We start from the raw sequence: 26378 nt of genomic DNA, 5'->3' as shown, positions 1-26378 counted from the left end.
CCTTCGATAAAATAGGGACATTACAGGAGGAATGATATGATACACGCCCTATTTCACGGATTTATATTGGCCCTTGGGCTGATTTTGCCGCTCGGCGTTCAAAATCTGTTTGTGTTCGGTCAAGGCGCCGCCCACACCCGCTTGAGCCGGGCACTGCCGGCTGTCATTGCCGCCTCCCTTTGCGATACGCTGCTGATATCCCTGGCGATCATGGGCGTTTCCGTCGTCGTGCTCGAATATGCCTGGATCAGAACGGTCCTATTGGGGCTGGGGATTCCTTTCCTGCTGTACATGGGTTACGTCACGTTAACCAGCAAACCGACCGTCCATAACGGGGAGGACACCCGGTCTTTATCGACTCGAAAGCAAACCGCTTTTGCCGTATCGGTATCCCTGCTCAATCCCCATGCGATTCTGGACACCGTCGGCGTGGTAGGCACAAGCTCCTTAAACTATGCCGGCTTGGAAAAGCTGGCGTTCGGCGCGGCATGCGTCATCGTCTCCTGGGTATGGTTCGCCGGACTCGCCGCGGCGGGACGGGCCGCCAGAAACCTCGATTCGACAGGCAGGCTCAGATCGTGGCTGAACCTGCTGTCCGCCGTCATTATGTGGGTTACGGCCGCTTATTTGGCTTACAGCCTGTTTGGGGGATGATGACGAAGAGCGAAGGATCCGGAGGGTTCAATGAGGTCAACGCAGGTTAGTTCAAAGCAGGTCCAAACAGGCTCAAGTAACACGAGATTCACTTAGTATACTTTTTTTCAGTGCTTACCAGAAACCGAAAGAAGAATTATAATGTTACCGAATCCACCAGGAAAAGGAGGAAATTGAAACGTGAAGTATACCTATTTGGGAAAAACAGGATTAAAGGTCAGTCGTCTCTGCCTTGGTACGATGAATTTTGGTCCAAGCACCGAGGAGAAGGAAGCCTTCAAGATTATGGATGCAGCCCTCGACGCAGGTGTCAATTTCTTCGATACGGCTAACGTCTACGGCGGTAATGAGCACCGCGGATGGACCGAGGAAATCATCGGCCGCTGGTTCGCCCAAGGCGGCGGAAGACGGGAAAAAGTCGTGCTCGCCACGAAAGTATACGGCAACATGGAACATCCTATCGTGGATCCCAATGAGCAAGGGGGACTTTCCGCGTACAAGATCCGCCGCCACCTGGAAGGCTCACTCCGCAGGCTGCAGACGGACCATATCGAGCTCTATCAAATGCACCATGTGGACCGGAACGTGTCCTGGGATGAGCTCTGGAACGCTTTTCAAACTCATCAGAACCAGGGAAAAATCGGATACGTCGGCGCCAGCAACTTTGCCGGCCGCGACCTGGTGAAGGCGCAGTACGAAGCGGAGAAGCGCGGCCTGCTCGGCCTGGTGTCCGAGCAGCACAAATACAGCCTGCTCTGCCGGCTGCCGGAGCTTGAAGTGCTCCCTGCCGCGGAAGAGCATAGCATCGGCGTCATCGCCTGGAGCCCGCTGGACGGCGGCGTGCTTGGCGGCAACCTGAACCCGAAGGAAGGATCGCGGACTGCTCGTCAGACCGAGCGGCTTGAGAAGCTGCGCCCGCAGCTGGAGCAGTTCTCGAAGCTGTGCAAGGAGCTGGGCGAATCCGAAGCGACGGTGGCGCTCGCCTGGACGCTCGTGCATCCGGCGATGACGGCCCCGATCATCGGACCGCGGACGCTGGAGCAGTTCGAGCAGACGCTCCGGGTTGTTGAGGTCGAGCTGAGCGAAGACGTGCTGGCGCGCCTGGACGAAATTTTCCCGGGTCCCGGCGGAGAAGCCCCTCGGGCTTATGCTTGGTAACCCGCAGTAAAAGAAAGCTTGCTTGATCGAACTCATCCTATTCAGATGCGCTTTGCCTTCCGGACATGTTCCGAGTGCTAAAAATCAGCGCCAGTCTGACTAGAAAAAGCTTATATTCTCTTATACCTTCAATAGAGAACACACCTTGAGGCTTCAAGGTGTGTTCTTGCTGTTTATTGATTAGTCTCTGAACTGCCGGAAGAAGGAGCGCAGATCTTCGGCAAGCTGATCCGGTACCTCCATGGCGGCGAAATGGCCGCCCCGGTCGAACTCCGACCAATGCACGACGGTGTACTGGCGCTCGGCAATCCGGCGGACCGGCTGGATCAGATCGTACGGGAGCACCGCGACGCCTATGGGAGCCGGGCAAGGAATCGGCTGGCCTTTAAGCTGCGCGTTTTCATAGTACAGCCGCGCGGCGGAACCTGCGGTGCCCGTCAGCCAGTACACCATCACATTGGTCAGCAGCTGGTCGGTCGTGACGGGGTACCGGGGATCCGTCCAATCGGCAAATTTATCGGCAATCCAGGCCAATTGTCCGATCGGCGAGTCATTCAGGGCGTAGGCCAGCGTCATCGGACGCGAACCTTGGATGCCCATATGCCCCGCCGGCTGGGCCAGGTAGGCTTTCATTTTGGCGAATCTGCGCGCCTCCTCTTCAGTAGGAGCGTCCGGCTCCTCCTTCGGCATCCAAGGTAAATAGTTGAGATGCACGGCGCAGACATGCTCCGGATCCACGGCTGCCAGCGTCCGGGATATATTCGATCCCCAATCGCCGCCCTGCGCCCCGTACCGCTCGTAACCAAGCCGCTTCATCAATTCCGCCCAGGCATGTGCGATCCGCGGAACATTCCAGCCGGTTTCCGTCGTCGGTCCGGAAAATCCGTACCCCGGAATAGATGGAATAACTACATGAAACGCGTCTTCCGGATTTCCGCCGTACGCCTTGGGATCGGTTAGCGGGCCGATGATGTCCAGAAATTCGACGAAGGAGCCGGGCCAGCCGTGCGTAAGAATGAGCGGAAACGCGTCCGGTTCGGAAGAGAGGACATGCAGAAAATGAACGGAGGCTCCGTCAATGGTCGTCATGTACTGCGGATAGCGGTTGATCCGCTCCTCGTGTGCGCGCCAATCATAGCTATTTTGCCAATAATCCGTTAGTTCCCGGATGCCATCCAGTCCTGCACCGTATTTCCCTGCCGTCCCCGGGATTTCATCCGGCCAGCGGGTGCGGCTCAAACGCTCCTGCAGGTCATCGAGCGCTGTTTGAGGAACATCAATCCTGAACGGTCTTACCGAAGTATCGAGCGTCAAATCCAATTTCAAAGCGATCTCCTCCTCCAAAATGGGGCCAGCCACCATACATTGTTGAGTTATCAACTTAATTTCGATCATAAACAATTAACGTTGATTAGTCAACATTATGGTCGGAGCCCGCTGACTGAGTTCCGAATTGTTCCTTTAGTTCCTGTGCAGTTCCTTTTTTCCCGGGTAAGCCCCTCGTACGGAAGACAGCAGGCCGCACTTTTCGGTTACATCAACAAAAGACTCCGCAGGAGCCGCGGAAACTTTTCGCTTAACTGTATGACTTCAACCCGGCGGCATAGAAGAAAGCCGGTCCATATGGCGATGCAGCACATTCACCAGATCCGCATCGTCCCCCTGCTCCAGCCATTCCTCGATGGAGACGCGCAGAGCCGCCATATAGACGGCCACCAGAAACCGGACTTCATCACGGTCCGCCCCGGTTTCGAGCCTCGAGCACAGCGCATCGCAAAGAGCCGGCTCCGCCTCCATCAGCGTATACAAAAATAAGGACGCGATAGAGGGCGTCTGCCCGGCAATCCGGTACCGGAGCACAAGACCCGGGCGCTGCTTCTCGTATTGGCAGGCCAGGTAACCGAAGACCGACTGCAGGGCGGCATGGGGTGATGCCGGAGGCTCCGCTTCCAGCAGGTATCGGATCCCATCCAGCTGCGTGCTGCGGATCGGTCCCGACAGCACTTCCTCCTTGGACGCATAATACCGGAAGAACGTGCGTGACGACATCGTGACCGCATCGGCAATGTCCTGAATCGAGGTCTGCTCATAGCCCTTCTGCTGAAAAAGCCGCAGCGCCGCTTCCTCAATCGCCGCCTGGGCCAGACGTTTTTTTCGCTCCCGCAAACCTGCCGGCGCTTCTATGGGATGTATGTTTTCTTTAGGATTCATCTCGAATTCTTCCTTCATTGACTTTTGTCACTCAGTGACATTATATTGGATTTAAGCGCAATCCACAATGCAAAATACGAACACGGCAGCGCGAACACGAATGCCCAAGCCTTTCGGGACGGGCCATTTCATGATTCCACCTGAAATCACAGCTTATTTCAATCATTCGATCATACCTACAGACAGCTCCGTCCTGCTACGGCAAGCCAAAATACTCTGCTTATGAAAGGATGGTTTGATGATGAATCCGTCAGATTCCGTTGCCCCGGAAGCGCTGAATCTTTTCAGCGGGGTCAGCGGGGACAATCCGTTCCCTGTATTCGCCCAGATGAGAGAATTGAACGCCGTCATTCCGATCCCGTTTCCGATGGGCGGGCCGGATCGTCAGGCGTGGATGGTCACCCGGATGGAGGAAGCGATGCAGGTGCTCAAAGACCATGCCCATTTCACGGTGGACCCCGCTTCGATCGACGGGAATGAAGATTTCAGAAGGAGCTTGGCCGGTGGTTCGGATGCGTCCGCACCTCCCACCTTTTTCACCGGACACTCCATGCTCACGGTCGATGACCCGGACCACCGGCGGCTGCGGAGTCTCGTATCCAAGGCGTTCTCGCCGCGATACATGGAGAGCCTTCGTCCCCGCGTGCAGGAAATCGCCGACGAACTGCTGGACCATGTCCAGGCGCAAGGCGGGATGGACCTCGTCAAGGACTACGCCTATCCGCTCCCGATCAACGTCATTTCCGAAATGCTGGGCGTTCCCCAGGAAGACCGGGAGCAGATACATACCTGGTCGGCCGCTCTCGCCCACGGGCTGGGACTGGGAAGACGCGAGCCGGGCGTTGAAGAGAATATGCGCGCCTTCGGTGAGTACACCGCCCGGCTGGTGGCTTCCAAACGGCGGCTGCCTGCGGACGACCTCATCAGCCAGCTGATCGCGATCGAAGAGGAAGGAGACCGGCTCTCGGAAACCGAGCTTGTGTCGATGATCACCCTGCTCATCTTTGCAGGCCACGAAACGACCTCGAACCTGATCGCCACCGGCAGCCTGATGCTGCTGGATCATCCGGAGCAGCTGGAGAAGCTCAAGGCCGAGCCGACCCTGGTGCCTTCCGCCGTTGAGGAGCTGCTGCGCTTCAACGGGCCGGCCACCATTGCCGGACCCCGCTTTGCCACGGAGGACATCGTGCTCGCCGGGCAGTCCATCAAGAAAGGCGATGCCGTGATCCCCGTGCTGAAATCGGCCAATCGGGACGAGCGCCAGTTCGACCAGTCCGAAGAGCTGGACATTACGCGCCAGATCAACCGGCATCTCGCCTTTGGCCACGGCATCCATATGTGCCTGGGAGCGCCGCTGGCCCGCATCGAAGGGGACATCGCCTTTACTACGCTGCTGAAGCGCATGCCGAACCTGCGGCTGGGCATTCCCCGGGATGAGGTCCCTTGGAACTTTACGCTCAGCTCCCAAGGGCTGGCTGCCCTGCCTGTGGCCTTTTAAATCCATATTCATGTGAAGCCCTTGGGACCCAAGGGCTTTTTCATATTCGGGAAGAAGCCGTGGTACTCCGATTAGTTCGTAACGTATAAAAAAGAAAACCACGGACAAAGGAAGGGTATCCCATCCTTTATCCGTGGTTTTTATCGTGAAATGAGTTCGATTGGTTTACCAAGCTGCGGGGAGGACTTAGACGATCCCCTGAGCGATCATAGCGTCCGCTACTTTCCGGAATCCGGCAGCATTGGCGCCTACGACGAGATTGCCATGATATCCGTATTCATCGGCCGCCTGAACGCAGCTCGCATAAATATTTTTCATGATATCATTCAGCTTTGCATCAACTTCTTCAAAGCTCCAGGACATTCTCATACTGTTTTGAGCCATTTCCAGCGCGGATACGGCAACGCCGCCCGCGTTCGCTGCTTTGGCCGGTGCAAACAGAACACCGTTCTTCTGGAAAATTTCAATCGCCTGAAGGGTGGACGGCATGTTTGCGCCCTCACCGATCGCCTTCACGCCATTCTTAACGAGCAGAGCGGCCGATTCCTCGTCGATTTCGTTTTGCGTGGCGCAAGGCAGCGCGATATCGCATGGAACCGTCCAAATGTCACGGCAGCCCTCGACATACACGGCATCCGGATGTTCATTGACGTACTCTTTAATCCGTTTCCGCTCTACTTCTTTCAGGCGCTGAACCATATCGATGTCCAGTCCCTTTTCGTCGTAGATATAGCCATTGGAATCGCTGCACGCGACGACCGTAGCGCCGAGCTCCTTCGCTTTGCGCATCGCATAAATGGATACGTTTCCGGAACCGGATACGACGACTTTGCTTCCCTCAAAGGACAGATCGTTGTCTTTCAGCATTTCATCCACGAAATACACGCATCCGTAGCCGGTCGCTTCCGTTCGCGCCAGGCTTCCGCCGTATCCGATGCCCTTGCCCGTAAGCACGCCGGCTTCGTTGCCGCCCCGGATCCGCTTATACTGCCCGAACATGTACCCGATCTCCCGTGCTCCTACGCCGATGTCGCCGGCAGGGACGTCTGCATCGGGTCCGATATACTTATACAGCTCCGTCATGAAGCTTTGGGTAAACCGCATGATTTCCCGGTCCGACTTGCCCTTTGGATCAAAATCGGAGCCGCCCTTGCCTCCGCCGATCGGCTGGCCGGTCAATGCGTTTTTCAAGATTTGCTCAAAACCCAAAAACTTGATGATGCTTGCATTGACGGAAGGATGAAACCGGAGTCCTCCCTTATATGGACCGAGTGCACTGTTGAATTGTACCCGAAATCCCCGGTTGACCTGAATCTTGTTGTTATCGTCCACCCAAGGCACACGGAACGTAATAAGACGCTCAGGTTCGACCATGCGCTCTAAAATGCCTTCTTCCATGTACTCCGGATGTTTTGCAAGAACAGGTACCAGCGAGTCGAAGATTTCCTTGACGGCTTGATGGAACTCATCCTCGGAAGGATTCCGGGAAACGACTAAATTGTACACATCGTTAACATACTTTTCGGCTGTATTTAAACCCTTCGTATCCATTACACTATTCATAACCCAACCCCTTTTGCACTTTTCGCACATTTTTTTGCACTATAACGCTTTGCTTCACTAAATTCTAATGCAGGTTTAGGGTTTTTTTCCAATAAAAAATATTTTTTTAGTCTATTAAATGCATTTATCGGTGCAAAATTACAGCAATTGCTGGCGCAGCTCCGCATCACTTTTCGCGGATAAGTAACCGAGCGGGATATCAAATACCGTTTTGGCACCAACAGCTCCTTCTTTCGCCAACCGGACGGCCGCTCTGGCATAAGCGGTCAATACGCTTGCGGTGAATTCCGGGTTGCTCTCCAGCTTCAAGCTGAATTCGACGATTTGCTTCGTTCCTTGGCCGGTCACTCCGCTCCGGATCACAAATCCGCCGTGCGGCATGCCGCTGTGCTCGGATTTCAGCTCTTCTTCTGTAATGAAATGGACCGTTGTATCATAATCCGCAAAATAGTTAGGCATGTTCACGATCGTCTTTTCAATCTCGGCACGGTCCGCACCCTCTTCAGCAACGACATAGCAAATCCGTACGTGCTTCTCGCGGGTTGCCAGTTCCGGTGTTTCACCGCTGCGGATTTGTTCGATGACGCTTTCTACTGGCACGGTATACTGTACACCTGCTTTAACGCCGGGAACGCGGCGGATGGCATCCGAGTGGCCCTGGCTGACGCCTTTACCCCAGAACGTGTACTCCTTACCCTGCGGGAGAATCGACTCAGCGAGCAGTCTGTTCATGGAGAACAAGCCCGGATCCCAGCCGGTCGAAATGACGCTGACGGTTTGTCCGTTTTTAGCCGCTGCATCCACGCTTGCAAAAAACTCTGGAATCTTGGCATGCGTATCAAAGCTGTCCACCGTGTTAAACTGGGCGGCAATGGCCGGTGTTTGCTCGGGAAGATCGGTTGCGGATCCTCCGCACAGAATCATAACATCGATCGATCCTTTATATTGTTCCACCGTCGATACATGCTCAAATTTTACGCCCGCTTCCGCAGGCATCTGCGACGGGTCACGCCGCGTAAATACCGCCACCAATTCCATATCCTCGTTCTGCGCGATGGATGCCTGGACGCCTCGTCCAAGGTTACCATAGCCTACAATTCCAATTCTGATTTTCGATGCCATTTGATGTCCCTCCACTTATTCTGATTATCCTTTTGATTATATGACATGAGATGTCATATGCAAAGCAAAAATACGAAAGAATAAGAAAAAGCCCTTGATCTCTCAAGGGCTTTCGCTAATATATGGCAGCATTTACCACGGAAGCTTGTCATCCATGTAGAAAAATCCGCCGGTCGGTCCATCCTCAGGTATCGTTGCCAGCCGAACAGCCGTCACCGCGCCTTCTTCGGCCGTCAGTTCGGCCTTGTCACCGCCCATGCGGGTCTTAACCAACCCCGGATGCACCGCGTTTACTTTCAGGTTCGTCCCGCTGGTCTTTTGCGCCCAAAAGGCCGTCAGCATGTTCAGCGCCGCTTTCGAGGCTGAATAGGCGGGTGTTGCAATACGCTGCGCCAGCTCGTTCGTCAGGATAAATTGCATCGAGCCGAGCGCGCTGCTTTGGTTCACGATCCGCCCTGCATCACTCTTCAGCAGCAATGGCAGCAGTGCCTCCGTAATAAAATAAGGCGCAAACGTGTTCACTTCAAACGTATCTCTGAAAGCATCGCCTTCATATCCGGATTTTTCCAGGTGGACGCCTGCATTGTTGACCAGGATATCGAGCCGGCTGTATTCCGTTTCAATCCACTTCGCAAGTTCCGCAATATGGGCTTCATTCGTCACCTCCAGCTGAACGCCGACCGCTTCGATCCCCTGCTGACGCAGCTCCGACGCCGTCTGATCCGCCGCTTCTTTCGTCCGTGCTGCCGTTAATACCGTAATGCCCCGCTGCCCCAATTGTTTGGCCACCTCAAATCCGATTCCTTTGCTGGCTCCCGTCACAAGTGCAATTTTGCTGTTGTTCATCTTTATTTCCTCCCTGTTATTGTTTTGATGAAAATGGTCATTGTTATGAAATGGTCAATGGATTTCAAGTGCTTCGTATCGTACGGGCTGCGCCTCAACCAAGTGCTTGACATACGCGGCCTGGCTGTCGGCGATCTGCTCATCCGTCACATGATGCGCGTTATGCAGTGCAAAAGGCGGCAGATAGCGGGCGCTAACATAGTTAGCCAGCGCTTCCACCGGCTTTGCGATATCCCTGATTGTGAACAGGTTGTATCCTCCGGGTTGGTACGAAGCTGCGGTACCCGAGGTCGAGATGGCAATACCGATCTCTTTCCCCTTCAAGCGGTCCCCTCCAGGACCGAAAGCCCAGCCGTATGTGAGAACTTCATCAAACCACTGTTTGAGGAGCGGCGGCGTGCTGTACCAGTACACCGGGTATTGAAAAATAATCCGGTCATGGCTCTCCAGCAGTCTTTGCTCCCGTGCTACGTCGATATTTTTGTCCGGATAGGCTTCATACAGCCGGTGTACGGTCGTCTCTGCTTGCTGTTGTGCCGCTTCGGTCCAGGCCCGGCTGATCCGGGAGGCAGTTAAATCTGGATGGGCTGCAATAATTAACGTCTTCATAACAAATCGTCTCCTTTTGAGAATGATCATTCCCCTTATCGTGCTCCATCCTATCCACACGAAACAGTTTTTAACGCTGTCGTTTTGAGAACAATCATTCTAAAATTATGAAAAAAAATATGTTTTTATTTTTTGACGAAGCGTATCGATACTTCTGCGATCCGCTCCAATTTTTCTAGGGGAAGAGACGTCCGCTTCATCACTCGAATTCCTACTAGAGCGTTATGAAGGTACTCGGCCAATTCTTCCGCTTCATATTCCCTTGTAAACTCGCCGTTTTGCTGCCCCCAAAATACGATTTCCCTCAACAGCTGCTCGGCCTTGGCAAATGCCTCGGTCGCCTTTGCGTCCACCTCTTCATCACGGATCCCCAGTTCCACGGCCGAGTTCACGACCATGCAGCCTGGCGGAACGTCTTCATCCCCATGAATCAAGTATTGGAAAACAAACTTCAGCGCTTGTTCGGCCGTTTCCGACTGCTTAACCCCTGCGGACATTCTGGCGTTGAACCGTTCCCCAAAGCGGTCGATCGCTTTCAAGAACAACGTGTGCTTATCGGTGAACGTATCATACAGGCTTCTGCGGTGAATGCCCATATGCTCAACAAGGTCGTTCATGGATGTCTTCTCGTAGCCCTGTTCCCAGAACAGCTTCATCGCTTTCTCCAGAACGGCGCTTTCCTCAAATTCTTTGCTTCTGGCCACCCCGTGCACCTCCTTCCGTTATATTATCATTTCGGGAATCATCGGTATAAAAAGTCTGTGCTTTCCGCTCCGCTTTCCCTTCCCTTATCTTAAAACAGTATGGCCTATTTTGAGAATGCACATTCTACTTCGAACGCTGTGAACCCTCTAATTTACGAATTCAGCATAACATATCGGGAACGATCGGTAAAGTATTATTTTTTTACATCGGAATACGAACATCTATAATTTGAAGGGTAAACGCTTTAATTTTTAGAGTGCCCGTTATGGTACGATAAGCTTAAACTAACTGCTGGAGGTTTATTATGGCTCTAACGATGCAAGGAGCGTTTTTTACCGGCCAATATCGGAATGTATTCCTGGAAGCGGGTTATTCGCAAGAGGAGATCGACGCAAGGCTTGACCAGGCGTGGAACGACCTGTTTGACGGTGCACCTGAGGTTCGAATCTACTTTCCTCTTGGCGAGGATAAAGGTTATGTTCTGGATACAGGCAACTCGGACGTCCGCACCGAAGGCATGTCATACGGCATGATGATGGCCGTTCAGATGGATAAGAAAGACATCTTCGACCGGCTCTGGAATTTTTCCAAATCGTATATGCAGCATACGGAAGGACGCTACAAGGATTATTTCGCCTGGCACTGCAAGCCGGACGGCACCCGCCTGTCTCCTGGACCCGCTCCTGACGGGGAGGAATACTACGCAATGGCCCTGTTCTTTGCTTCAAGCCGGTGGGGCGACGGACTGCCGCCGTACGATTACTCCGAGCAGGCGAGGACGATTCTTCGCGCTTGCGTCCATAAAGGCCGGGACCAGGAAGGAGATCCGATGTGGGACCCTGCAACCAAGCTGATCAAGTTCATCCCAGAGTCTCCCTTCAGCGATCCATCCTATCACCTTCCCCATTTCTATGAGCTGTTCGCCGAGCGTGCCGACGAACGGGATCGGACTTTCTGGAAAGAAGCTGCCGTCGCCAGCCGGGCTTATCTGCATCTGGCCTGTCACCCCGAAACAGGACTGTCTCCGGAGTATGCGAATTATGACGGCACGCCGGCTGAACCGCAGCCCCATGGCGATTACCGCCATTTCTTCAGCGATGCGTACCGGGTGGCGGCCAACATTGCCCTCGACTGGGAATGGTTCCGCCAGGACCCATGGCAGGTCGGGCAGTCCAACCGGATTCAGCGGTTTTTCCGGGAGATCGAGCCTTCCGAATACCGAAGATACCGCATCGACGGGAGCCCTTTCGAAGAGCCGGCCCTGCACCCCATCGGGCTGTTGGCTACCAACGCGATGGCATCGCTGGCCGCCGACGGTGAAGATGCGCTCCCCTTTGTTCACAAGTTCTGGAGCACACCGCTTAGAACCGGCATTCGCCGATATTACGACAACTGCCTTTATTTCTTTAGCCTCATGGCGCTAAGCGGAAAATATCGTATTTATTAAACACGCAGAGCTGAAAACTAGAAAACCCTTAATTAACAAGGGTTTTCTTTCTGCTTCATTGCAGGTCCTTCGCTGCTGATCCTTAATCCTCCTTCCTATTGCGTAAAACCGTCTTTTTCGTGGATTGGGTCGAAATAGACGCCATAATGTGACTATGTAGAGTAAATAAGTCTTGATTGGCAAATCATCTTAATATAATGTTTATCTTAACGAGAAAAGACATAAGTCGCATACGCGGAGGAATCAAGATGTCAAAAGAAAAGGACCGCGTGTCACCCGAACTCGCTTCTTTACAGCAGGAAATGGTGCACGAGCTGCGCCAGAACAGCACCCGTGCCGTGATGTTCCATCAGCTCATTTCGGAACGATTGGGTTTGAACGCCACCGACCACAAATGCCTGGATTACTTGAATCAAGCCGGACCTGTCACGGCCGGCCGGCTGGCCCAGTTAACCGGGCTTACAACCGGTGCTGTGACCAGTGTCATCGACCGGCTCGAACAAGCGGGTTATGTCACCCGGGATAAGGATCCGAACGATCGCAGACGTGTCGTCGTCAAACCGGTGCCGGAAGGCTCGGCATCCATCTCTCCATTGTTCCAATCGATCATGCAATCGACGCTCGAGATCGTCTCGCAGTATACGGAGCAGGAACTGCAGCTGATTTTGAACTTCATCCGGCAGTGCAATGAGATGACTTTAACCGAGATGAACAAGATGAAGAACGAGAAAGACATGATGAGCTGAGTATGAATCGCCATCATGAAAGCCGTTTGCTCAAGCAAATGGCTTTTCTTTTTGGGTAAAAGTCCGCATTTATTTTGCCATTCTCATTTTTCTCACCGCGTTCTCGGCCGCCTCCATAATGACTTCCCCTAACGTAGGATGGGGATGAATCGTCATCGCCAGGTCCTCTACGGTCGCTCCCATCTCGATCGCCAAGGCCAGCTCCGATATGAGGGTTGACGCCTCTATGCCTACGATTTGCGCTCCTTTAACGATCCCCGACGCTTGATCCGCAATAATTTTCACAAATCCTGGCTCTTCTTTCAGTGCCAAAGCTCTGCCATTAATACTAAAGGAGGATTTGCCCACGATAACCGGGATGCCTTGTTCCTTGCATGCCGTCTCTGTCAGACCAACGCTGGCCAATTCAGGTTCGGAAAACACAACAAGCGGAATAGCTCTGTAATCCACGATAGAAGGTTTGCCGGCGATAGCTTCTGCCGCGACTTTAGCTTCGTAGGAAGCTTTATGGGCCAGAGCCGGACCTTCCGTAATATCACCGATCGCAAATATATGCGGAACCGCCGTTCTGCACTGAGCGTCCGTTTCGACCAGCCCCCTGACTTTTGTCTGCAAGCCGATGTTCTCGAGCCCTAATCCGCCGTCCGTATTCGGTCTTCTTCCGACAGTCACCAGCGCATATTCTGCTCTAACAGTACGCTGCTCATTTTGACATACATAGCGGAGTGTCAGCCCGCCCGCATCCTGTTCTGCATGGACGGCTATAGCCTCCGTAATGATGGTTACACCGTCTTCGTTTAACTGCCGTACAACCGGAGCCACAAGGTCCGCCTCAAATCCGGGAAGCACCTGTCCTCCTCCCTCCAGAATCGTAACTTTGGTTCCGAATTTGGCATACATTTGCCCCAGTTCAACGCCGATATAACCGCCGCCGATAACGACCAGGCTCGATGGAATTTGTGAAAGGGACAACGCTTCAGTGGAAGACATAATACGTCCGCCGTAGAGCAAAGCCGCAAGCTCAATTGGACGAGAACCGGTTGCTAAGATGGCGTGTTTAAAAGAAATCCTTTGTTCGGCTCCCGCTTGTTGAATGGAAGCGGTGTGCTCGTCAATCAAGCGGGCCTCTCCTTCAAGAATCGGAACTCCGGCCGTCTTTAACAAATATTGAACTCCACCGGCTTGCTTGTTCACGACGGCTTGTTTGAAGGCCTGAGCATCCTCAAAGGAAGCAACAGCAGCAGCAACTGTGTGATTCCATTGCTTACGCTGCTTGAAGCGATGCGCCTCCCCAATCAACGCTTTGGAAGGAATGCAGCCTATATTGGTGCACACTCCACCGACCCGGCCGCGCTCAACGACAGCCGTTGTCATTCCAAGCTGTGCTGACCGAAGCGCCGCCACATAACCTCCCGGACCCGATCCTATTACCAGGGTGTCTACCGATTTAAGGTCAATCATAACTTTACACCTCCGAAATAAAATATGATGAACGTAATATATTATAGTCATCATATTTTACAACAGTCAATATCATCTGCCCATTTGCCGCAAAACCAAACGATTGGACCGAGTGAAATTGACACATTTTATTATGATGCCTATAATATTTTAAAATGCGTTTTTTGCCACTAGGAGTGATTGCTTTGCCTTATCCGGAAGGTCATAAATTAAAGGTTCGCGGCCGTATTATTGAGAGTGCAGCCAAAGCCATTCGAGCCAGCGGAGTACGCGACATCAGCGTTCCCTTTATTATGAAGGGGGCCGGTCTGACGCATGGGGGGTTCTATTCACACTTTGACAATAAAGAGCAATTGGTCGCTGAAACTTGCCGCTTTGCGATCAGCGAGACCATTGCCCTGCTGCAGAAGGCGGCGGACCAGGAAAAGGAAGCACCCAAGATCCACGCGGTCATTCATTTTTATTTGAGTCCGCAGCATCGCGACCAGACCGAGGTGGGCTGCATTCTTCCCGCCCTTTCCGCTGAAGTATCCCGAATGTCCGAAGAGGTGCGCCAAGTCTTTACCGAGGAGCTGCAGCGCATGATTGATTTAATCTCTGACCTGGCAGAAGTCGATCCACTGACTGGCCAAGCTTTGCTGAGCCTTATGGTCGGCACGATTGTACTGGCGCGTTCCGTTAGTGATGCCGAGCTGAGTGACAGTCTATTATCGACAGGAAGGCAGCATGCCAAAGATCTTATCAAGACAAGCGCACAGAGCTAAATTGAGATTGAGATGGTCACAGCATTTTTGTCATCAGACCAACCAATATGATTTTTTCAAGCCCCGTTATTTGGGGCTTTTTTGCTTCTCGTTGGTGTTTTCAACCGCAGAGATTTATTTTTATTGCATTTACAATATAATTCGTCCTATAATTTGAATCACGATCATTGAATACATCATGAAAGGGACGAAAACGATTGTTAACCCAAAGAATTAATCTACCTGAAGAGTTAGAGGCTGCATTTGCTATCCGGAGGAACGTATTTGTTGAGGAACAGGGCGTGCCGCTGAATGATGAATTCGACGAGTTTGATACTTTGGGTGGACCATGTGAGCACATCATCGCCTATTATGATGATCAGCCCGTCGGGACGGGAAGGATACGAATTCATGAAGGATCCGGGAAGCTGGAGCGGATTTGCATCCTGCAGCCTTACCGCAAATTCGGAATCGGGAGAAGGATCATTGCATCGTTAGAAGAAATCGCTAAAGACAAAGGGGTACAGCAGGTTAAATTGCAAGGGCAAAGTCAGGCGGAAGGGTTCTATAAGAAACTTGGGTATCGAACTTCTTCGGAGGAATTTATGGAAGATGGCATACCTCATATCCTCATGGTCAAACAACTGACAAATCAACCTAAATAACGAATAAGGGAGGGATGTATGATACATACGCGGCCCTCCCCAGCTTATTTTTAACAGAAGCAGTTTTAAGCAGCTGACCCATGACCTTCATGGCTTACTCATACAGTCAGCTGCCGCTTCGGGTCACGTTCATCGCCATTTCCTGCGCTTTCAAACACAATTCCGCCGCCATAAACGCATGCTCCTGCGTCATGGCATTTTCGGTCCGGTTCAGACAGTCAAGAATGAGTTCTCCAAAGAACGGATATCCAACCTGTCCGCCAACATGAAAATAGTATTCCCCTTCCTGATTGACCAGGTAAACATGATTGCCGGTCCGGTCGCGGGCGATATCGATATATTTTCTTAGCTCAATATAACCTTTGGTTCCCAAGATGATCGTACGGCCGTCTCCCCATGAACCTAAGCCGTCCGGCGTAAACCAGTCCACCCGGAAATATTGCGTGGCCCCGTTGTCCCCTAGCAGGGTAGCATCGCCAAAATCCTCAAGCTCCGGATATTCAGGGTTATTGTAGTTTGCCACTTTACTGTGCAGAACCTCCGCTTGTTTACAACCCGCATAAAAAAGAAACTGCTCGACCTGGTGGCTGCCAATATCGCATAGAATACCTCCGTATTGCTTCTTTTGAAAAAACCACTCCGGTCGAGACGAAGCATTTAATCGATGCGGTCCGAATCCCGTCACCTGCAGCACCCGCCCAATCGCGCCCTGCTCAATGAGCTGCCCGGCATAAACCGCCGATTCGACATGCAGCCTTTCGCTGTAATAAACCATATACTTTCTTCCGGTTTCACGCACTTTGGCGCGGGCCGACTCCAGCTGCGCAAGCGTTGTAAAGGGGGCTTTATCCGTAAAATAATCTTTGCCTGCGTCCATCACCCGAAGCCCCAGCGCACAGCGTTCCGAAGTAATGGCTGCTCCTGCAACAAGCTGAACCTGCGGATCTGCCAGAATCTCTTCCTCGGAGGCTGCAATCGTTACTTGAGGATAGGTTCGTGCGAATGCTTCAGCTTTGGCCCGGTCACGGTCATAAACCCACTTTAATGTAGCGCCTGCCTCGATCAGTCCGTTGACCATTCCATAGATGTGCCCATGATCGAGCGCCACCGCGGCGATCACAAATTCACCCGGCCCGACTACTGGATTGGGTTTTCCTTTCGGGGCATAATTCATTCCGTCGTTCTTCTGCATTTCCTTCATCCCTTTCGCGTTTAAGGTTCTCCATCCCGATGATCGGGATTTACTGTTCGCCTGACGTTTGTCCGTTCGTTACGCCGCCGTAACGGCTTCCTGTCGTTATTTTCAGATCCGCAAAATTTTCAATGCTGCTGCCCTTTTCGTAAAAATGTGGTGCATTCTTCATTAGGCCTTCCCGCGTATAAAATGGATCGTCCTGCTGCAGGGGAAGTTTGACCTTTTCTCCGGTGCTGGCGGATTTGTAAATACTCATAATGAGTTCCAACGTATTCCGTCCGCAGATTCCATCAATCCATACCGGCGCCCCGGTCTCGATGGCATTCAGCACATTGTCGATCTGTGCCGTATGGCCTTCATATGGCAGATCCGGCAGTTCGTTGTAGTATTGCTGAATTTTGTCCTCTAGAGATGGTTCCCGCTCCGGGAAGCCGTTCGGCAGTGACCTGGAAGCTGTGACCCGCCACGGCGCCGAGATCCGGGCATGCTCACCCTGGAAAATAAACTGCTGTTCTTCACCATGATGAACGACGGAGCTTGTAATTTGCCCTAAGCTGCCGTTCGGATATTTCAAAATCGCGATGGACAGATCCTCCACTTCCGCATTGTCATGCGCGACGTTGCTCATATAAGCCTGAAGCTCGCTGGGCTGACCCAGCATCCAGAGCAAGGCGTCGATATGATGAACCGCATGATTCAGCGTCGGACCGCCTCCCTCCTTCTCCCACGTGCCGCGCCACCATAGATCGTAATAGCAATGGCCCCGCCACCAATGCGAATCCACCTGGGCATGAACAATCCTGCCGGCCAATCCGCTGTCCACAACGTGCTTCAGCTTCATAATCGGATTTCTGAAGCGATTTTGGGCAATGACGGATAATACTTTCCCGTTTTGTTCCGCAGCTTTGATCATGGCGTCGCATTCTTCAAGAGAAGAAGCCATGGGCTTTTCCACGATCACATGACTGCCTGCATTAAGAAAATCAATAGTAACAGGCGCATGAACAAACGGAGGCATACAAACGGAAACGAGGTCGATCTCCTGATCAAGCAGTTCCTTGTAATCCTTAACGATGACAGCGTCCAAACCGTATTGCTCCCGCTTGCTTTCGGCTTTCTCGGGATAAAGATCGCATAACGCGACAATTTGGCAGCGGTCCTTCAACTGCAGATAACCTTCGATATGAGCGGACGAAATCGCCCCGGTCCCAATAATCGCAACCTTGATCATCCATTTAACCTCCCCTGAGCTTTCTTCATTGGCATATAAGGATATTAACTGAAGCTGCGAGAACATTGTGCTTCGCTGTGGGGGAAAAAATAACACTGGGTTGCGGTTCTGCGATAGAATAGATCGAAAGCGAGTACATACGGGGGAAGAAGGAGGCAGCGGCCATGTCTTTTGTAGCGGGTAACTATAGCGAGGTGCCCCTGCATTTTGCCTATAAACGTAAGAGCGTCAACTATGAGCACAAAGAAACCTTCCATTCCCACCTCGGGGTGGAAATATTGTTGATCCATCAAGGGAAAGGGACGATGATCGTCAATAACAACCGCTACGACATCAAACCGGGCATGCTCTGCATTTTTCAGCCTTATCAGCTTCATCATCTCAAGCTCGAATACGACGAAGGCCAATGCTTCGAACGTTCCCTTGTGACCTTTGAACCGACGATGTTTGAGTCTTATTTTGAAAAATGGCCTTCTCTGCACTCCTTTTATAAATTCATGTATTTAGGTGAACTCCCTGTTCCGTGCTTGTATGACACCGGCGATGAACTTCACATCTTGGACGCTGTCTACAGAAGCCTGGATGATCAATTACCGATGCTTTCAGAGGCAGAAAGATATGAGGAATTTTCTTTATTTCTCGTCATGCTGTACCGTTCGATCCAACACGTATGGGATCAGCGGACGGAAGCCGGGCTGCCCAAACCGGCCCTTCGCCAAAATCATCAGGTGGAGCACATATTGACATGGATCGAGGCCAACTATACGTTACCGTTTCGATTGGACGACATGGCTAGGTCGCTGCATTTATCCTCTTATCATGTATCGCATCTCTTCAAAGAGGCGACAGGCATCAGCATCTCCGAGTACATCATGGCCCGCCGGGTCCATCAATCCGTTCTGCTGTTAACGACTACTAAAAAACCAATCTCGCTCATTGCTGAGGAGATTGGTTTGGCGAACAGCTCTTATTTTTGTAAATTGTTCAAGCAGCGCATGGGCACTACCCCACACCAGTATCGGAAGAAGTGGGCCAGGGCTTAAAATCATAATAAAATAAAAGAACAAGAAAACCCTTGATTCCCAAGGGTTTTCTTCTTGATTTTCATTGGCCGCGAATTACCAACGAAAATGCCTTATATTGCCCATCGTATCGTGCACATCGATCGTTACATTGCGCACGCTCAGCAGCCTGCGCTTGTAACTATGGCCCTGATCGTCAACGAAATCGGATAACGGCAGGCTGGATTTGACGGCAGGCAGTACATCCACTTTATAAGTGTACTTGTCATCGATAGTGATTTTGGCATTGAACCATACATGTCCGGTGTGGTTTTGTACCAATAGGTGTCCATTTGTAACGGCAATCTCGGCCAGGGGGACTGGGCTGGTTGGTGCGGGGACACATCCCGTCATCATGCTGGCAAGGCAGACGATCAACAAGAACGATGAGCCGATTCTCATTGCAGGCTTACTTATGAAATTCATCAGGTTTATCCGCATGATCCACGTTCCTTTCATTCTGATTCAACAGACAATGCCAGGTCAAAGAACAGATTGGGCGAGGAGGGGTGGCTGCGGTGCACCTCAACAGCTATGACATTAGCACCCTTCAGCAGCTTGTTCAAATGGGCTTTTAGATCAACTCTTCGATAAAAGGAAAACTCATTTGGAAATGCCAGCGAGGATTCAGTTAAGATCCCCGATAGAATGGCGTCCCGGGATACTTCCTGGCCGTTCAGATAAACGGCGTAACCGTCCTCATAGGCGATATTCAAAACTAAATCGGATAGCTCCTTCGGATCGACATCCAAGTCAAACGACTTGCGAAAATAATAAGTTGGGGATTTTACGGCCTCCAAGTTTGTTTGAACATAAGTCTGCCGCTCCTTGTTATTCGTATTTCCCAAAGGAGCCCTGCCGAACTTCCAGTCGGAATCGTTGTATTCCGGACTGCGCCAATCGTTAGCAGGCAGTGGAACCGTTTCCGTATGAGATGTTTCAATGATCGGCCCCTCTCCCACCAGGTCCACCCCTTCCGGTAAAGCGGATTTGATTGCCTCGCTGCCCGGATGATAGCGCCATATAGATTGAATCCCCACGAGAGGGATTTCCTGTTTTTCCTTCAACGTCGTCAGATTCCAAGATGCCAGATTCTGCGCATCCTGTTCCAGTTGATCCAGCACCTGTCCTTGTTTATTTTCAGCTTTAATGAACAACGTATTATCTGTGGCTTCCAATACCGTAATGAAGGGCTTTTCCTTCAGCCTGTTCAAATCCCAAACTTCCCAGCCCTCATATTCGTTGGGCATATCATCGGAAGACTGCTGCGTAACGGCCAATTGAAGAACATATACGGAATCACCGATGAAAACTGCGTTAATTCCGGCGGTTCTGAACGCGTTCCATACTTCGGGAAGCTTCGGATCTTTGCTCAGCCAGACGAAGTTGAAAAGCTTCTTATTTTCATTAGCCGTCCTGCGAATCCAATCCAACTGATCGTCTCCCGCACCCGATAACCGATCGGCGTTCAGGAAGAACATCCTGGTGTTGCCATGACTGGCCGCATACACCGTTTTCCCGTAACCCGGAAGAGTCCCGGTAGGCACATGGGGATAAGCTTGGTTGAAACGCTGTTCCGTTGTGGAACTGTCATATATGGGATAAATCTGGGATGCTTGCGCTTCCGGATGATTCTGCAGCCACTGATCGGATGCGACAAAGTACGAAATGTCTTGGAATTGCTTGAGCGAATCCCCGATTTCCCCTCCCTGCTCACTAAAATAACCGAATCGAAATGAGATGGACGATGCGGCGGATGTTTTGAATCCTGCCATCGGCACTCTTGTCCAATAAAAAGAACACCAAAGAACACAAATGAATACCAGCAGCGATAATGAGAGTTTATATTTGGAAATAATCAGCATGGCTAACCTTCACCTCCGGGCAGCGTGTTCGGAAGGGCTGGCCACCACAGGATCGTGTGGTAAACCGTAGGCCACAGGATGATCAGATTGCCAACAAAGGCAATGGCAAATCCGATCGTCCATGGTCTCAGATCAACCTCTTTCCGTCCGATCGTCCAGTGGAATATAGCCCATGAGACCAACCAAACGAGCAGTCCTACCGTTTCTTTACCGGCATAGGGACCGATACCCCACCAAGAGGGAATCCAGGAGCCTATCTTCAGCAAAATCGCATTCGCTTTGAGCGGATTGTAATAACTCCATAAGTGACTGGCCGTTGTCGCAAGGATACCGAGATATACTGACAGCAGAACGGATGCGACCTCGCCCGTTTTTCGTTGCTTGTCTTTTTTCATGATGTTCTCCCCCAGTGGATCGTCTTCAGATTCATACCATTCTCAGTTTCGCTATGCCGATGCCAAACGCAAATCCAATCAGCAGACAGATCCAGAATAGCGTGATCAATAAAGCGATGATTCCGCTAACCGCCGAGCCAGGTTTGAGCGTATGGCGAAACCGGCGCAATAAAAAGCCTGCCGCAATTCCCAAGGGGAGCGGATACAGCGAGACGAATTCTTTATATTCCATGAGGATCAAATGTACCTCGGGGCTGTGGAACATCAGCCATTCCTGCGGACCGTCAGGTCCCCGGTATGCGATGTAGAGCCAGTTACCGAACACGATCGTGAGCAGAACCATAACATTCGTGAGCCAGAGCACCCATTCCAGTTTTGCCGCAGCCCCTTTCTTGCCCCGCAGCATGGGATAGGTCAGGTGAATCATTTGGCAGCTCATGATAACAGTGACGGTTGCCCCCAATCCGTGAAGGACGGCTTCAAGCTTATGGTTGCTGAATCCGATCACATTGACCAAAGGAATAGATAAAAAAAGGGCAGCGGCTACACAAGCTTGCGTAACCGCAAAATCTCTTGCAGTGAACAATGATTTCATCGGCTGTCCATCTCTCTCTCGTTGATTGCTATTATTATCTCAATGAAGTTTACAGAAGAATTGTAAGGGGAATATCATAGCAAGTTCAGGAAACTGAAAAATTATTGATTCTATTAAAGGATTCAATAACATTACGATATGGTGGGACTTGAGAACATTAATATTAGCTTAAAGAACTCTTACAACAGAATTTACGTTAGACGAGTAAGATGTGATTTGCTCGGACAGTCGGAAGAAACCTGTTAACCGTAATTTCTTAAAAATGTCAGTGGGTGAAAGGAGGTTGGGAAGCGGTTTCCTGTGTCTCCGACTACTAGAATGAAGTTGAGAGGAAGTTCATGATGAAGGAAAAATTAATAGGCAAGTTGAAAGGCAAGTGGAAAAGCGTAACCGCACTTGTAAGTGTTAGTACTCTTCTTTTTACGGTTGGTATGTTCAATGCGTCAGCTGAAAGCAACTTTATTAAAAGCCCGTATTTGCTGTTCGAAGGTTCCAACACCTCAATGAGCCTACTTTGGCAGACGAGCGATGACCAAGCAAATGTCATCAAATGGGGTACCGATACTTCCTATACGATGGGACAAGAGACCGTCGGGACATACGGTACCGACCACCAGCACAAGTTCACCATCAATGGGCTGAAGCCGGCTACCAAATATTACTATGATGTAGACGGTCAGACTGGTTCTTTCGTCACCGCGCCTGCGGACGATGCTACTTCCGTGAAGTTCCTGTCTTACGGCGACAGCCGTACCCAACCAAGCTATCAGGAGCAGGTAGCCGGCCTGGCGCTTAAGGCTTATGCCGCCGATCCTGCCTACCAGACTATTCTCTTGAACAGCGGGGATATTGCCTCGAGCGATACGGAGAGCAACTGGACAGCTCAATACTTCGTTCCCGGATCCACCTACCCTCAGCTGCACACTCTCCAGTCCGAGGTTCCTATGGTTGGAGCAAGGGGCAACCATGAGGGAGCAGGATCTGTCTATGGAAAGTACTTCCCTTACCCGTACGTGTCTAATTTCTACTGGTCCTTCGATTACGGCCCGATTCATATTACAGTACTGGACGAGTATTCCGACTATAAACCCGGCTCGGCTCAGTACAACTGGCTGGTCAACGACCTTGCCTCCACAACCAAACCGTGGAAGATTGTGATGGCCCACAATCCAGCGTGGGGTGCCGGTACTCATGGAAACGACACGAATGTTCAGAATGTCATCCATCCCCTCCTGAAGCAGTATGGAGTACAGTTGTACCTCAACGGACATAACCATAACTATGCCCGTGCGGAATACGAAGGGATCGAGTACCTCACCTCCGGCGGCGGCGGCGCTCCTTCGTATGCAGTAGATCCGACATGGCCGAACATTGTTAAAGCCGAAAGTGCGTACTTCCTATCCGAGTTCGATGTGAATGGAAAAACTATGAAAGTCACTTCCCGCCGGATTGACGGCTCGGTCATTGAGACCGTGACGCTCAACAACAACAAGGTACCCGCTGCTGATGCCGGACTTGACCAGACGGTGACTGACGACTGCAACGGCAACAGCTGCAATAATGTAAACGCACCGAAAAGAACCGGACCCAAAGATCCGGGTTACGAAATGATTACCCTAGACGGGACCAAAAGCTTGGATCAGGACGGAACGATCTCTTCCTATGTCTGGAAAGAGGGGGAAACCACGATTGCCACCGACGCCACTCCGAGCGTCAAGCTGGCTGTTGGCACCCATACCATTATTCTTACGGTGACAGATGATGATGGCGCCACTGCCACGGATACTGTGGTCATCACCGTGAATCCGAGCTTGAAAGATAACAACAAGTAGTACCCGCATTGAAAAATAAAACAGCGGCCGCAGGGAAAACCTGCGGCCGCTCCTAACTTCAAGAAGAAACGAGGGCATCATCATGCCTATACAATGGTTCCGAAAACTAGCTCCAATGATTCTGATGTTCGGTTTGTTTTTTGGCGGAGTTACCCCCGTCTTCGCACATGACATGTATCTAGGAGGATCAGAATGGGCCGTCGGCAAGGATCGCATTCTGTTCACGATTGACCTTGATCCCGCCATATTACAGCAAATCAATGGGTTCAAGGAACTCGGAGTTAACCTTGACAGTCTCACCGATGAGCAGCTCCTTAAAATGGAAACTGATTTCATCCAACCTTACATGAACGAGAAGCTCTCGGTCTCCGTTAATGACCGTTCTTATCCAGTTAAGGTAGAGAAAATGGAGAAGGAAGGGACAGTATTCAGAACATGGATGAGGGTTAGTGATCTAAGTTTAAACCAGCAAGACAACAAGATTAAGATTAATTACCATCTTTTGTTTAAGGAAACCAATAATCAGCATGTGAGTATCGGCTATATTTATTTTGCCGATGCCGATGACGATTCGGTGAAGCAGGTTTTCAATTATAGCCAACCGGATTTGATGTATACGTTCGATTCCGGTCATACGGAATTTGAGTTCTCGGTTAAATCTAAAGCCGCCGCTTTGCAGTCGCAAATCTTTACCTTCTTAGTACTTGGAATCAAGCATATCCTGACCGGATATGATCACATAACCTTTTTGGTTGCTTTAATTGTGATAGGTTTATCCAACCGGGAAGCCCTAAAAATTATCACTTCATTTACTTTGGCTCACAGCATTACTTTGCTGCTGGCGGCCATGCATGTGATCAATCTGAACTCTAGATTTGTCGAGAGTGTGATTGCCCTCTCCATCTGTTATATCGCGTTGGAAAACTTGTTCGCAAAACAGGTCAATTATCGATGGCTGATCACCTTTGTCTTCGGATTGGTGCATGGGTTCGGCTTTGCCAGTGCTCTCGAGGAGCTCGTCAGAGGAAAATCCAATCTTGTTCTCTCGGTGGTCTCGTTTAACGTCGGCGTGGAGGCGGGACAGTTGATGATCTTTTTAATCCTGATGCCCCTTCTGTACCTGATAAGGAAAAAGTTCTCGATTAGAAGAGTAGCCGCCGTAGCATCCGTAGCCATTTTTATTGTTGGTTTCCTCTGGTTCGTCGATCGGGTGTTCAATTTGCAGCTGATACCGTTCTAAAAATAACAGGAAGAGAGAACGACATGAAGAAAAATACTTCATCTTATTTTTTTGTTTCCATCATGGTTGCTTTTATTGTCTTCATTACGAGTCCTGGCACCGTCATGGCTCAAAGCCGCTCTGCCGACTTTGAACAGGAATACAGCAAGAAAGCGAACCAATTCATTGCCGACAAAAATTATGAGCAGGCAGCTTTAGTTTTGGAGGAACTCCTAATAAAGAATCCGGAACTGAACAATGAAAGGGTCTACAAGCAACTGACCCATATCTATGATGATTACCTCTTTAATTTTGGAAAAGCGTTGTCCGTGTATAAAAAGTATCTTGACCAATTCCCTGAAGGAAAATTTGCCAATGACTTTCGGGTAAGGATCGCTTATCTGAATGAAAGACGTTCTGAATGGCAGGCATTGCGAGATTTTAGAAAAGTCCAGTTGGAAGAAGACCATATTCCCCTCAAAGATAGCCTTGAGGAAGTTGAAACCATTCTATCCAAGAATGAGGACACATTGATTGCGCCGGAAATGCATATTTATTTGGCTAATAACTATTTTGAAACTGCCGACGATCAAAAGGCGAGAGAGCATGTGGAAAAATATATACAAAACTTTGATAAATCCCTCATGTCAACTACAGACAAAGCCCTGGCCCTGCAGTTGTATTCCGACATTCTCGTTAAGCAGCATCATTTCAAAAAGGCCATCGGAGCTTTGGATCAGGCAATGGAGTTGGGGAATCCGGGAGAAGACTTTAATTATGCAATAAAAAAAGGCCATATTATTAACCAAAGGAACATGTTGTATGGATTCATGTTTTGCCTTTTGTATTTTATAGCGGTGGTACTATTGCTAATCCCTTTAAAATCTTGGAGGCAGATTAATTCACGAAAATATGCCGGGCGGCTTGCCACGCCTTTATTGCTTCTTGCCCTCATATCGCTAGGTCCTGTCTTGATCCTAAACTTCATTGAAGTGCCTGAAGTCGACCTGCGGGTTTTCTTTGGCCAGTTGGGCTTATCGATCCTTTCGCTTATGATCATAAAGCTTCTTGCCCCGCTGTCATTGAAAACAGGTCGATTGGTTTATGTATTGATGAGTTGTTTGCATATGGCTGCCGCTTCTTTCATGACCTATCACATGACTATTTACAGGGGGACGAAAATCGTTATGAACACTGTAATAGAGGCTGATAAAGACCCCATGGCTTCCTTGTTTCTGATGTTAATGTGGAGTTCGGCCGCTGCAGCCTTATTGATAAACATCATTTATGCCATTATTTTTTCAAAAAAGGAGCAGATGGCGAATATATTTTGTCGGAAATCGCCCAATTCGTCCCCAACTTCAAATTTAATTAAGCCAAACTGAAAATAAAAAAACAAAAAACCCTTGATTCCCAAGGGTTTTCTTCTATGGAGCCTAGGGGGATCGAACCCCTGACCTCATCGCTGCCAGCGATGGATACGTATTATGTTTGAATTGGCTAGATTGTGAAAAAGCCTGATTTTTATGGTTTTTCAAAAGTACATATACGATCGTT

Annotated in this window: 25 protein-coding genes; 11 read left to right on the top strand and 14 right to left on the bottom strand. The window is 50.6% G+C overall.

Annotated elements, in window-relative coordinates:
- Positions 1-36 precede the first annotated feature (36 nt).
- Together ABIE48_RS04810 and ABIE48_RS04805 are read left to right on the top strand one after the other, a co-directional pair.
- A complete protein-coding gene (locus ABIE48_RS04810; RefSeq protein ID WP_192715187.1) occupies positions 37-654 on the top strand; it encodes a LysE/ArgO family amino acid transporter in 618 nt (205 codons plus the stop codon).
- A 180-nt stretch (positions 655-834) separates the two neighbouring features.
- Positions 835-1812, top strand: a complete 978-nt coding sequence (locus tag ABIE48_RS04805) for an aldo/keto reductase (RefSeq protein WP_192715188.1) — start codon at positions 835-837, stop codon at positions 1810-1812.
- A gap of 180 nt (positions 1813-1992) precedes the next feature.
- On the opposite strand, the gene ABIE48_RS04800 is transcribed toward ABIE48_RS04805, so the two are convergent.
- Both ABIE48_RS04800 and ABIE48_RS04795 read right to left on the bottom strand, forming a co-directional pair.
- Entirely contained in the window at positions 1993-3138 is a 1146-nt protein-coding gene (locus tag ABIE48_RS04800) for an epoxide hydrolase family protein (protein WP_354518403.1), read from the bottom strand.
- Positions 3139-3402: 264 nt separating this feature from the next.
- Entirely contained in the window at positions 3403-4023 is a 621-nt protein-coding gene (locus tag ABIE48_RS04795; RefSeq protein WP_354518401.1) for a TetR family transcriptional regulator, read from the bottom strand.
- Between the two features lie 241 nt (positions 4024-4264).
- Between ABIE48_RS04795 and ABIE48_RS04790 the strand changes: the two genes are divergently transcribed.
- Positions 4265-5521 carry a cytochrome P450 family protein gene (locus tag ABIE48_RS04790; protein WP_192715189.1) on the top strand — a complete coding sequence of 419 codons (1257 nt, stop codon included), beginning with the start codon at positions 4265-4267 and terminating at the stop codon, positions 5519-5521.
- A gap of 186 nt (positions 5522-5707) precedes the next feature.
- Here the strand turns inward: ABIE48_RS04790 and gdhA are convergent, their stop codons facing one another.
- From gdhA to ABIE48_RS04765, 5 genes are all read right to left on the bottom strand, one after another.
- Entirely contained in the window at positions 5708-7072 is a 1365-nt protein-coding gene (gdhA, locus tag ABIE48_RS04785; protein ID WP_483312681.1) for an NADP-specific glutamate dehydrogenase, read from the bottom strand.
- A gap of 150 nt (positions 7073-7222) precedes the next feature.
- Positions 7223-8206, bottom strand: a complete 984-nt coding sequence (locus tag ABIE48_RS04780) for a diaminopimelate dehydrogenase (protein ID WP_192715191.1) — start codon at positions 8204-8206, stop codon at positions 7223-7225.
- Positions 8207-8338: 132 nt separating this feature from the next.
- Positions 8339-9052 (bottom strand): SDR family oxidoreductase, encoded by a 714-nt coding sequence (locus ABIE48_RS04775; protein ID WP_192715192.1) that lies wholly within the window; start codon positions 9050-9052, stop codon positions 8339-8341.
- Between the two features lie 54 nt (positions 9053-9106).
- Positions 9107-9661: an NAD(P)H-dependent oxidoreductase gene (locus ABIE48_RS04770; protein WP_192715193.1), complete on the bottom strand. Its 555-nt coding sequence runs from the start codon at positions 9659-9661 to the stop codon at positions 9107-9109.
- A 125-nt stretch (positions 9662-9786) separates the two neighbouring features.
- Positions 9787-10365 (bottom strand): TetR/AcrR family transcriptional regulator, encoded by a 579-nt coding sequence (locus ABIE48_RS04765; protein WP_192715194.1) that lies wholly within the window; start codon positions 10363-10365, stop codon positions 9787-9789.
- Between the two features lie 305 nt (positions 10366-10670).
- Between ABIE48_RS04765 and ABIE48_RS04760 the strand changes: the two genes are divergently transcribed.
- Both ABIE48_RS04760 and ABIE48_RS04755 read left to right on the top strand, forming a co-directional pair.
- Complete coding sequence (locus ABIE48_RS04760; RefSeq protein WP_192715195.1) at positions 10671-11813, top strand: family 8 glycosyl hydrolase; 1143 nt, start codon at positions 10671-10673, stop codon at positions 11811-11813.
- A 248-nt stretch (positions 11814-12061) separates the two neighbouring features.
- The gene (locus ABIE48_RS04755; RefSeq protein WP_192715196.1) at positions 12062-12559 is read left to right on the top strand and encodes a MarR family winged helix-turn-helix transcriptional regulator; all 498 of its coding nucleotides are present in this window, start codon (positions 12062-12064) and stop codon (positions 12557-12559) included.
- Between the two features lie 69 nt (positions 12560-12628).
- Here the strand turns inward: ABIE48_RS04755 and lpdA are convergent, their stop codons facing one another.
- Positions 12629-14020: a dihydrolipoyl dehydrogenase gene (lpdA, locus tag ABIE48_RS04750; protein ID WP_192715197.1), complete on the bottom strand. Its 1392-nt coding sequence runs from the start codon at positions 14018-14020 to the stop codon at positions 12629-12631.
- 185 nt (positions 14021-14205) lie between these two features.
- Between lpdA and ABIE48_RS04745 the strand changes: the two genes are divergently transcribed.
- Both ABIE48_RS04745 and ABIE48_RS04740 read left to right on the top strand, forming a co-directional pair.
- Positions 14206-14784: a TetR/AcrR family transcriptional regulator gene (locus ABIE48_RS04745; RefSeq protein ID WP_192715383.1), complete on the top strand. Its 579-nt coding sequence runs from the start codon at positions 14206-14208 to the stop codon at positions 14782-14784.
- 197 nt (positions 14785-14981) lie between these two features.
- On the top strand, positions 14982-15428 hold the full coding sequence (locus ABIE48_RS04740; RefSeq protein WP_192715198.1) for a GNAT family N-acetyltransferase: 447 nt from the start codon (positions 14982-14984) through the stop codon (positions 15426-15428).
- Between the two features lie 106 nt (positions 15429-15534).
- On the opposite strand, the gene ABIE48_RS04735 is transcribed toward ABIE48_RS04740, so the two are convergent.
- Both ABIE48_RS04735 and ABIE48_RS04730 read right to left on the bottom strand, forming a co-directional pair.
- On the bottom strand, positions 15535-16620 hold the full coding sequence (locus ABIE48_RS04735; RefSeq protein ID WP_192715199.1) for a Gfo/Idh/MocA family protein: 1086 nt from the start codon (positions 16618-16620) through the stop codon (positions 15535-15537).
- Positions 16621-16669: 49 nt separating this feature from the next.
- Positions 16670-17854, bottom strand: a complete 1185-nt coding sequence (locus ABIE48_RS04730; RefSeq protein WP_192715200.1) for a Gfo/Idh/MocA family protein — start codon at positions 17852-17854, stop codon at positions 16670-16672.
- Between the two features lie 164 nt (positions 17855-18018).
- Between ABIE48_RS04730 and ABIE48_RS04725 the strand changes: the two genes are divergently transcribed.
- On the top strand, positions 18019-18897 hold the full coding sequence (locus ABIE48_RS04725) for an AraC family transcriptional regulator (protein WP_192715201.1): 879 nt from the start codon (positions 18019-18021) through the stop codon (positions 18895-18897).
- A 75-nt stretch (positions 18898-18972) separates the two neighbouring features.
- On the opposite strand, the gene ABIE48_RS04720 is transcribed toward ABIE48_RS04725, so the two are convergent.
- From ABIE48_RS04720 to ABIE48_RS04705, 4 genes are all read right to left on the bottom strand, one after another.
- Complete coding sequence (locus ABIE48_RS04720; protein WP_354518395.1) at positions 18973-19356, bottom strand: hypothetical protein; 384 nt, start codon at positions 19354-19356, stop codon at positions 18973-18975.
- Positions 19357-19370: 14 nt separating this feature from the next.
- Positions 19371-20690 carry a hypothetical protein gene (locus ABIE48_RS04715; protein ID WP_192715203.1) on the bottom strand — a complete coding sequence of 440 codons (1320 nt, stop codon included), beginning with the start codon at positions 20688-20690 and terminating at the stop codon, positions 19371-19373.
- 92 nt (positions 20691-20782) lie between these two features.
- Positions 20783-21175 (bottom strand): hypothetical protein, encoded by a 393-nt coding sequence (locus ABIE48_RS04710; RefSeq protein WP_145025249.1) that lies wholly within the window; start codon positions 21173-21175, stop codon positions 20783-20785.
- Positions 21176-21206: 31 nt separating this feature from the next.
- Positions 21207-21770, bottom strand: coding sequence for a hypothetical protein (locus ABIE48_RS04705; RefSeq protein ID WP_145025251.1), 564 nt, complete (start codon positions 21768-21770; stop codon positions 21207-21209).
- 338 nt (positions 21771-22108) lie between these two features.
- On the opposite strand from ABIE48_RS04705, the gene ABIE48_RS04700 reads away from it, so the two are divergent.
- From ABIE48_RS04700 to ABIE48_RS04690, 3 genes are all read left to right on the top strand, one after another.
- Positions 22109-23602, top strand: coding sequence for a metallophosphoesterase (locus ABIE48_RS04700; RefSeq protein WP_354518392.1), 1494 nt, complete (start codon positions 22109-22111; stop codon positions 23600-23602).
- A gap of 82 nt (positions 23603-23684) precedes the next feature.
- Entirely contained in the window at positions 23685-24842 is a 1158-nt protein-coding gene (locus ABIE48_RS04695) for a HupE/UreJ family protein (RefSeq protein WP_192715205.1), read from the top strand.
- Positions 24843-24865: 23 nt separating this feature from the next.
- Positions 24866-26206, top strand: a complete 1341-nt coding sequence (locus ABIE48_RS04690) for a tetratricopeptide repeat protein (protein ID WP_192715206.1) — start codon at positions 24866-24868, stop codon at positions 26204-26206.
- Positions 26207-26378 lie beyond the last annotated feature (172 nt).

The organism is Paenibacillus sp. OAE614 (genome assembly GCF_040546645.1).
In the GTDB taxonomy this organism is placed as follows: domain Bacteria; phylum Bacillota; class Bacilli; order Paenibacillales; family Paenibacillaceae; genus Paenibacillus_AQ; species Paenibacillus_AQ favisporus.
Note: the sequence above shows the minus strand (reverse complement) of the source record. Positions and strands in the feature narration are given on the sequence as shown.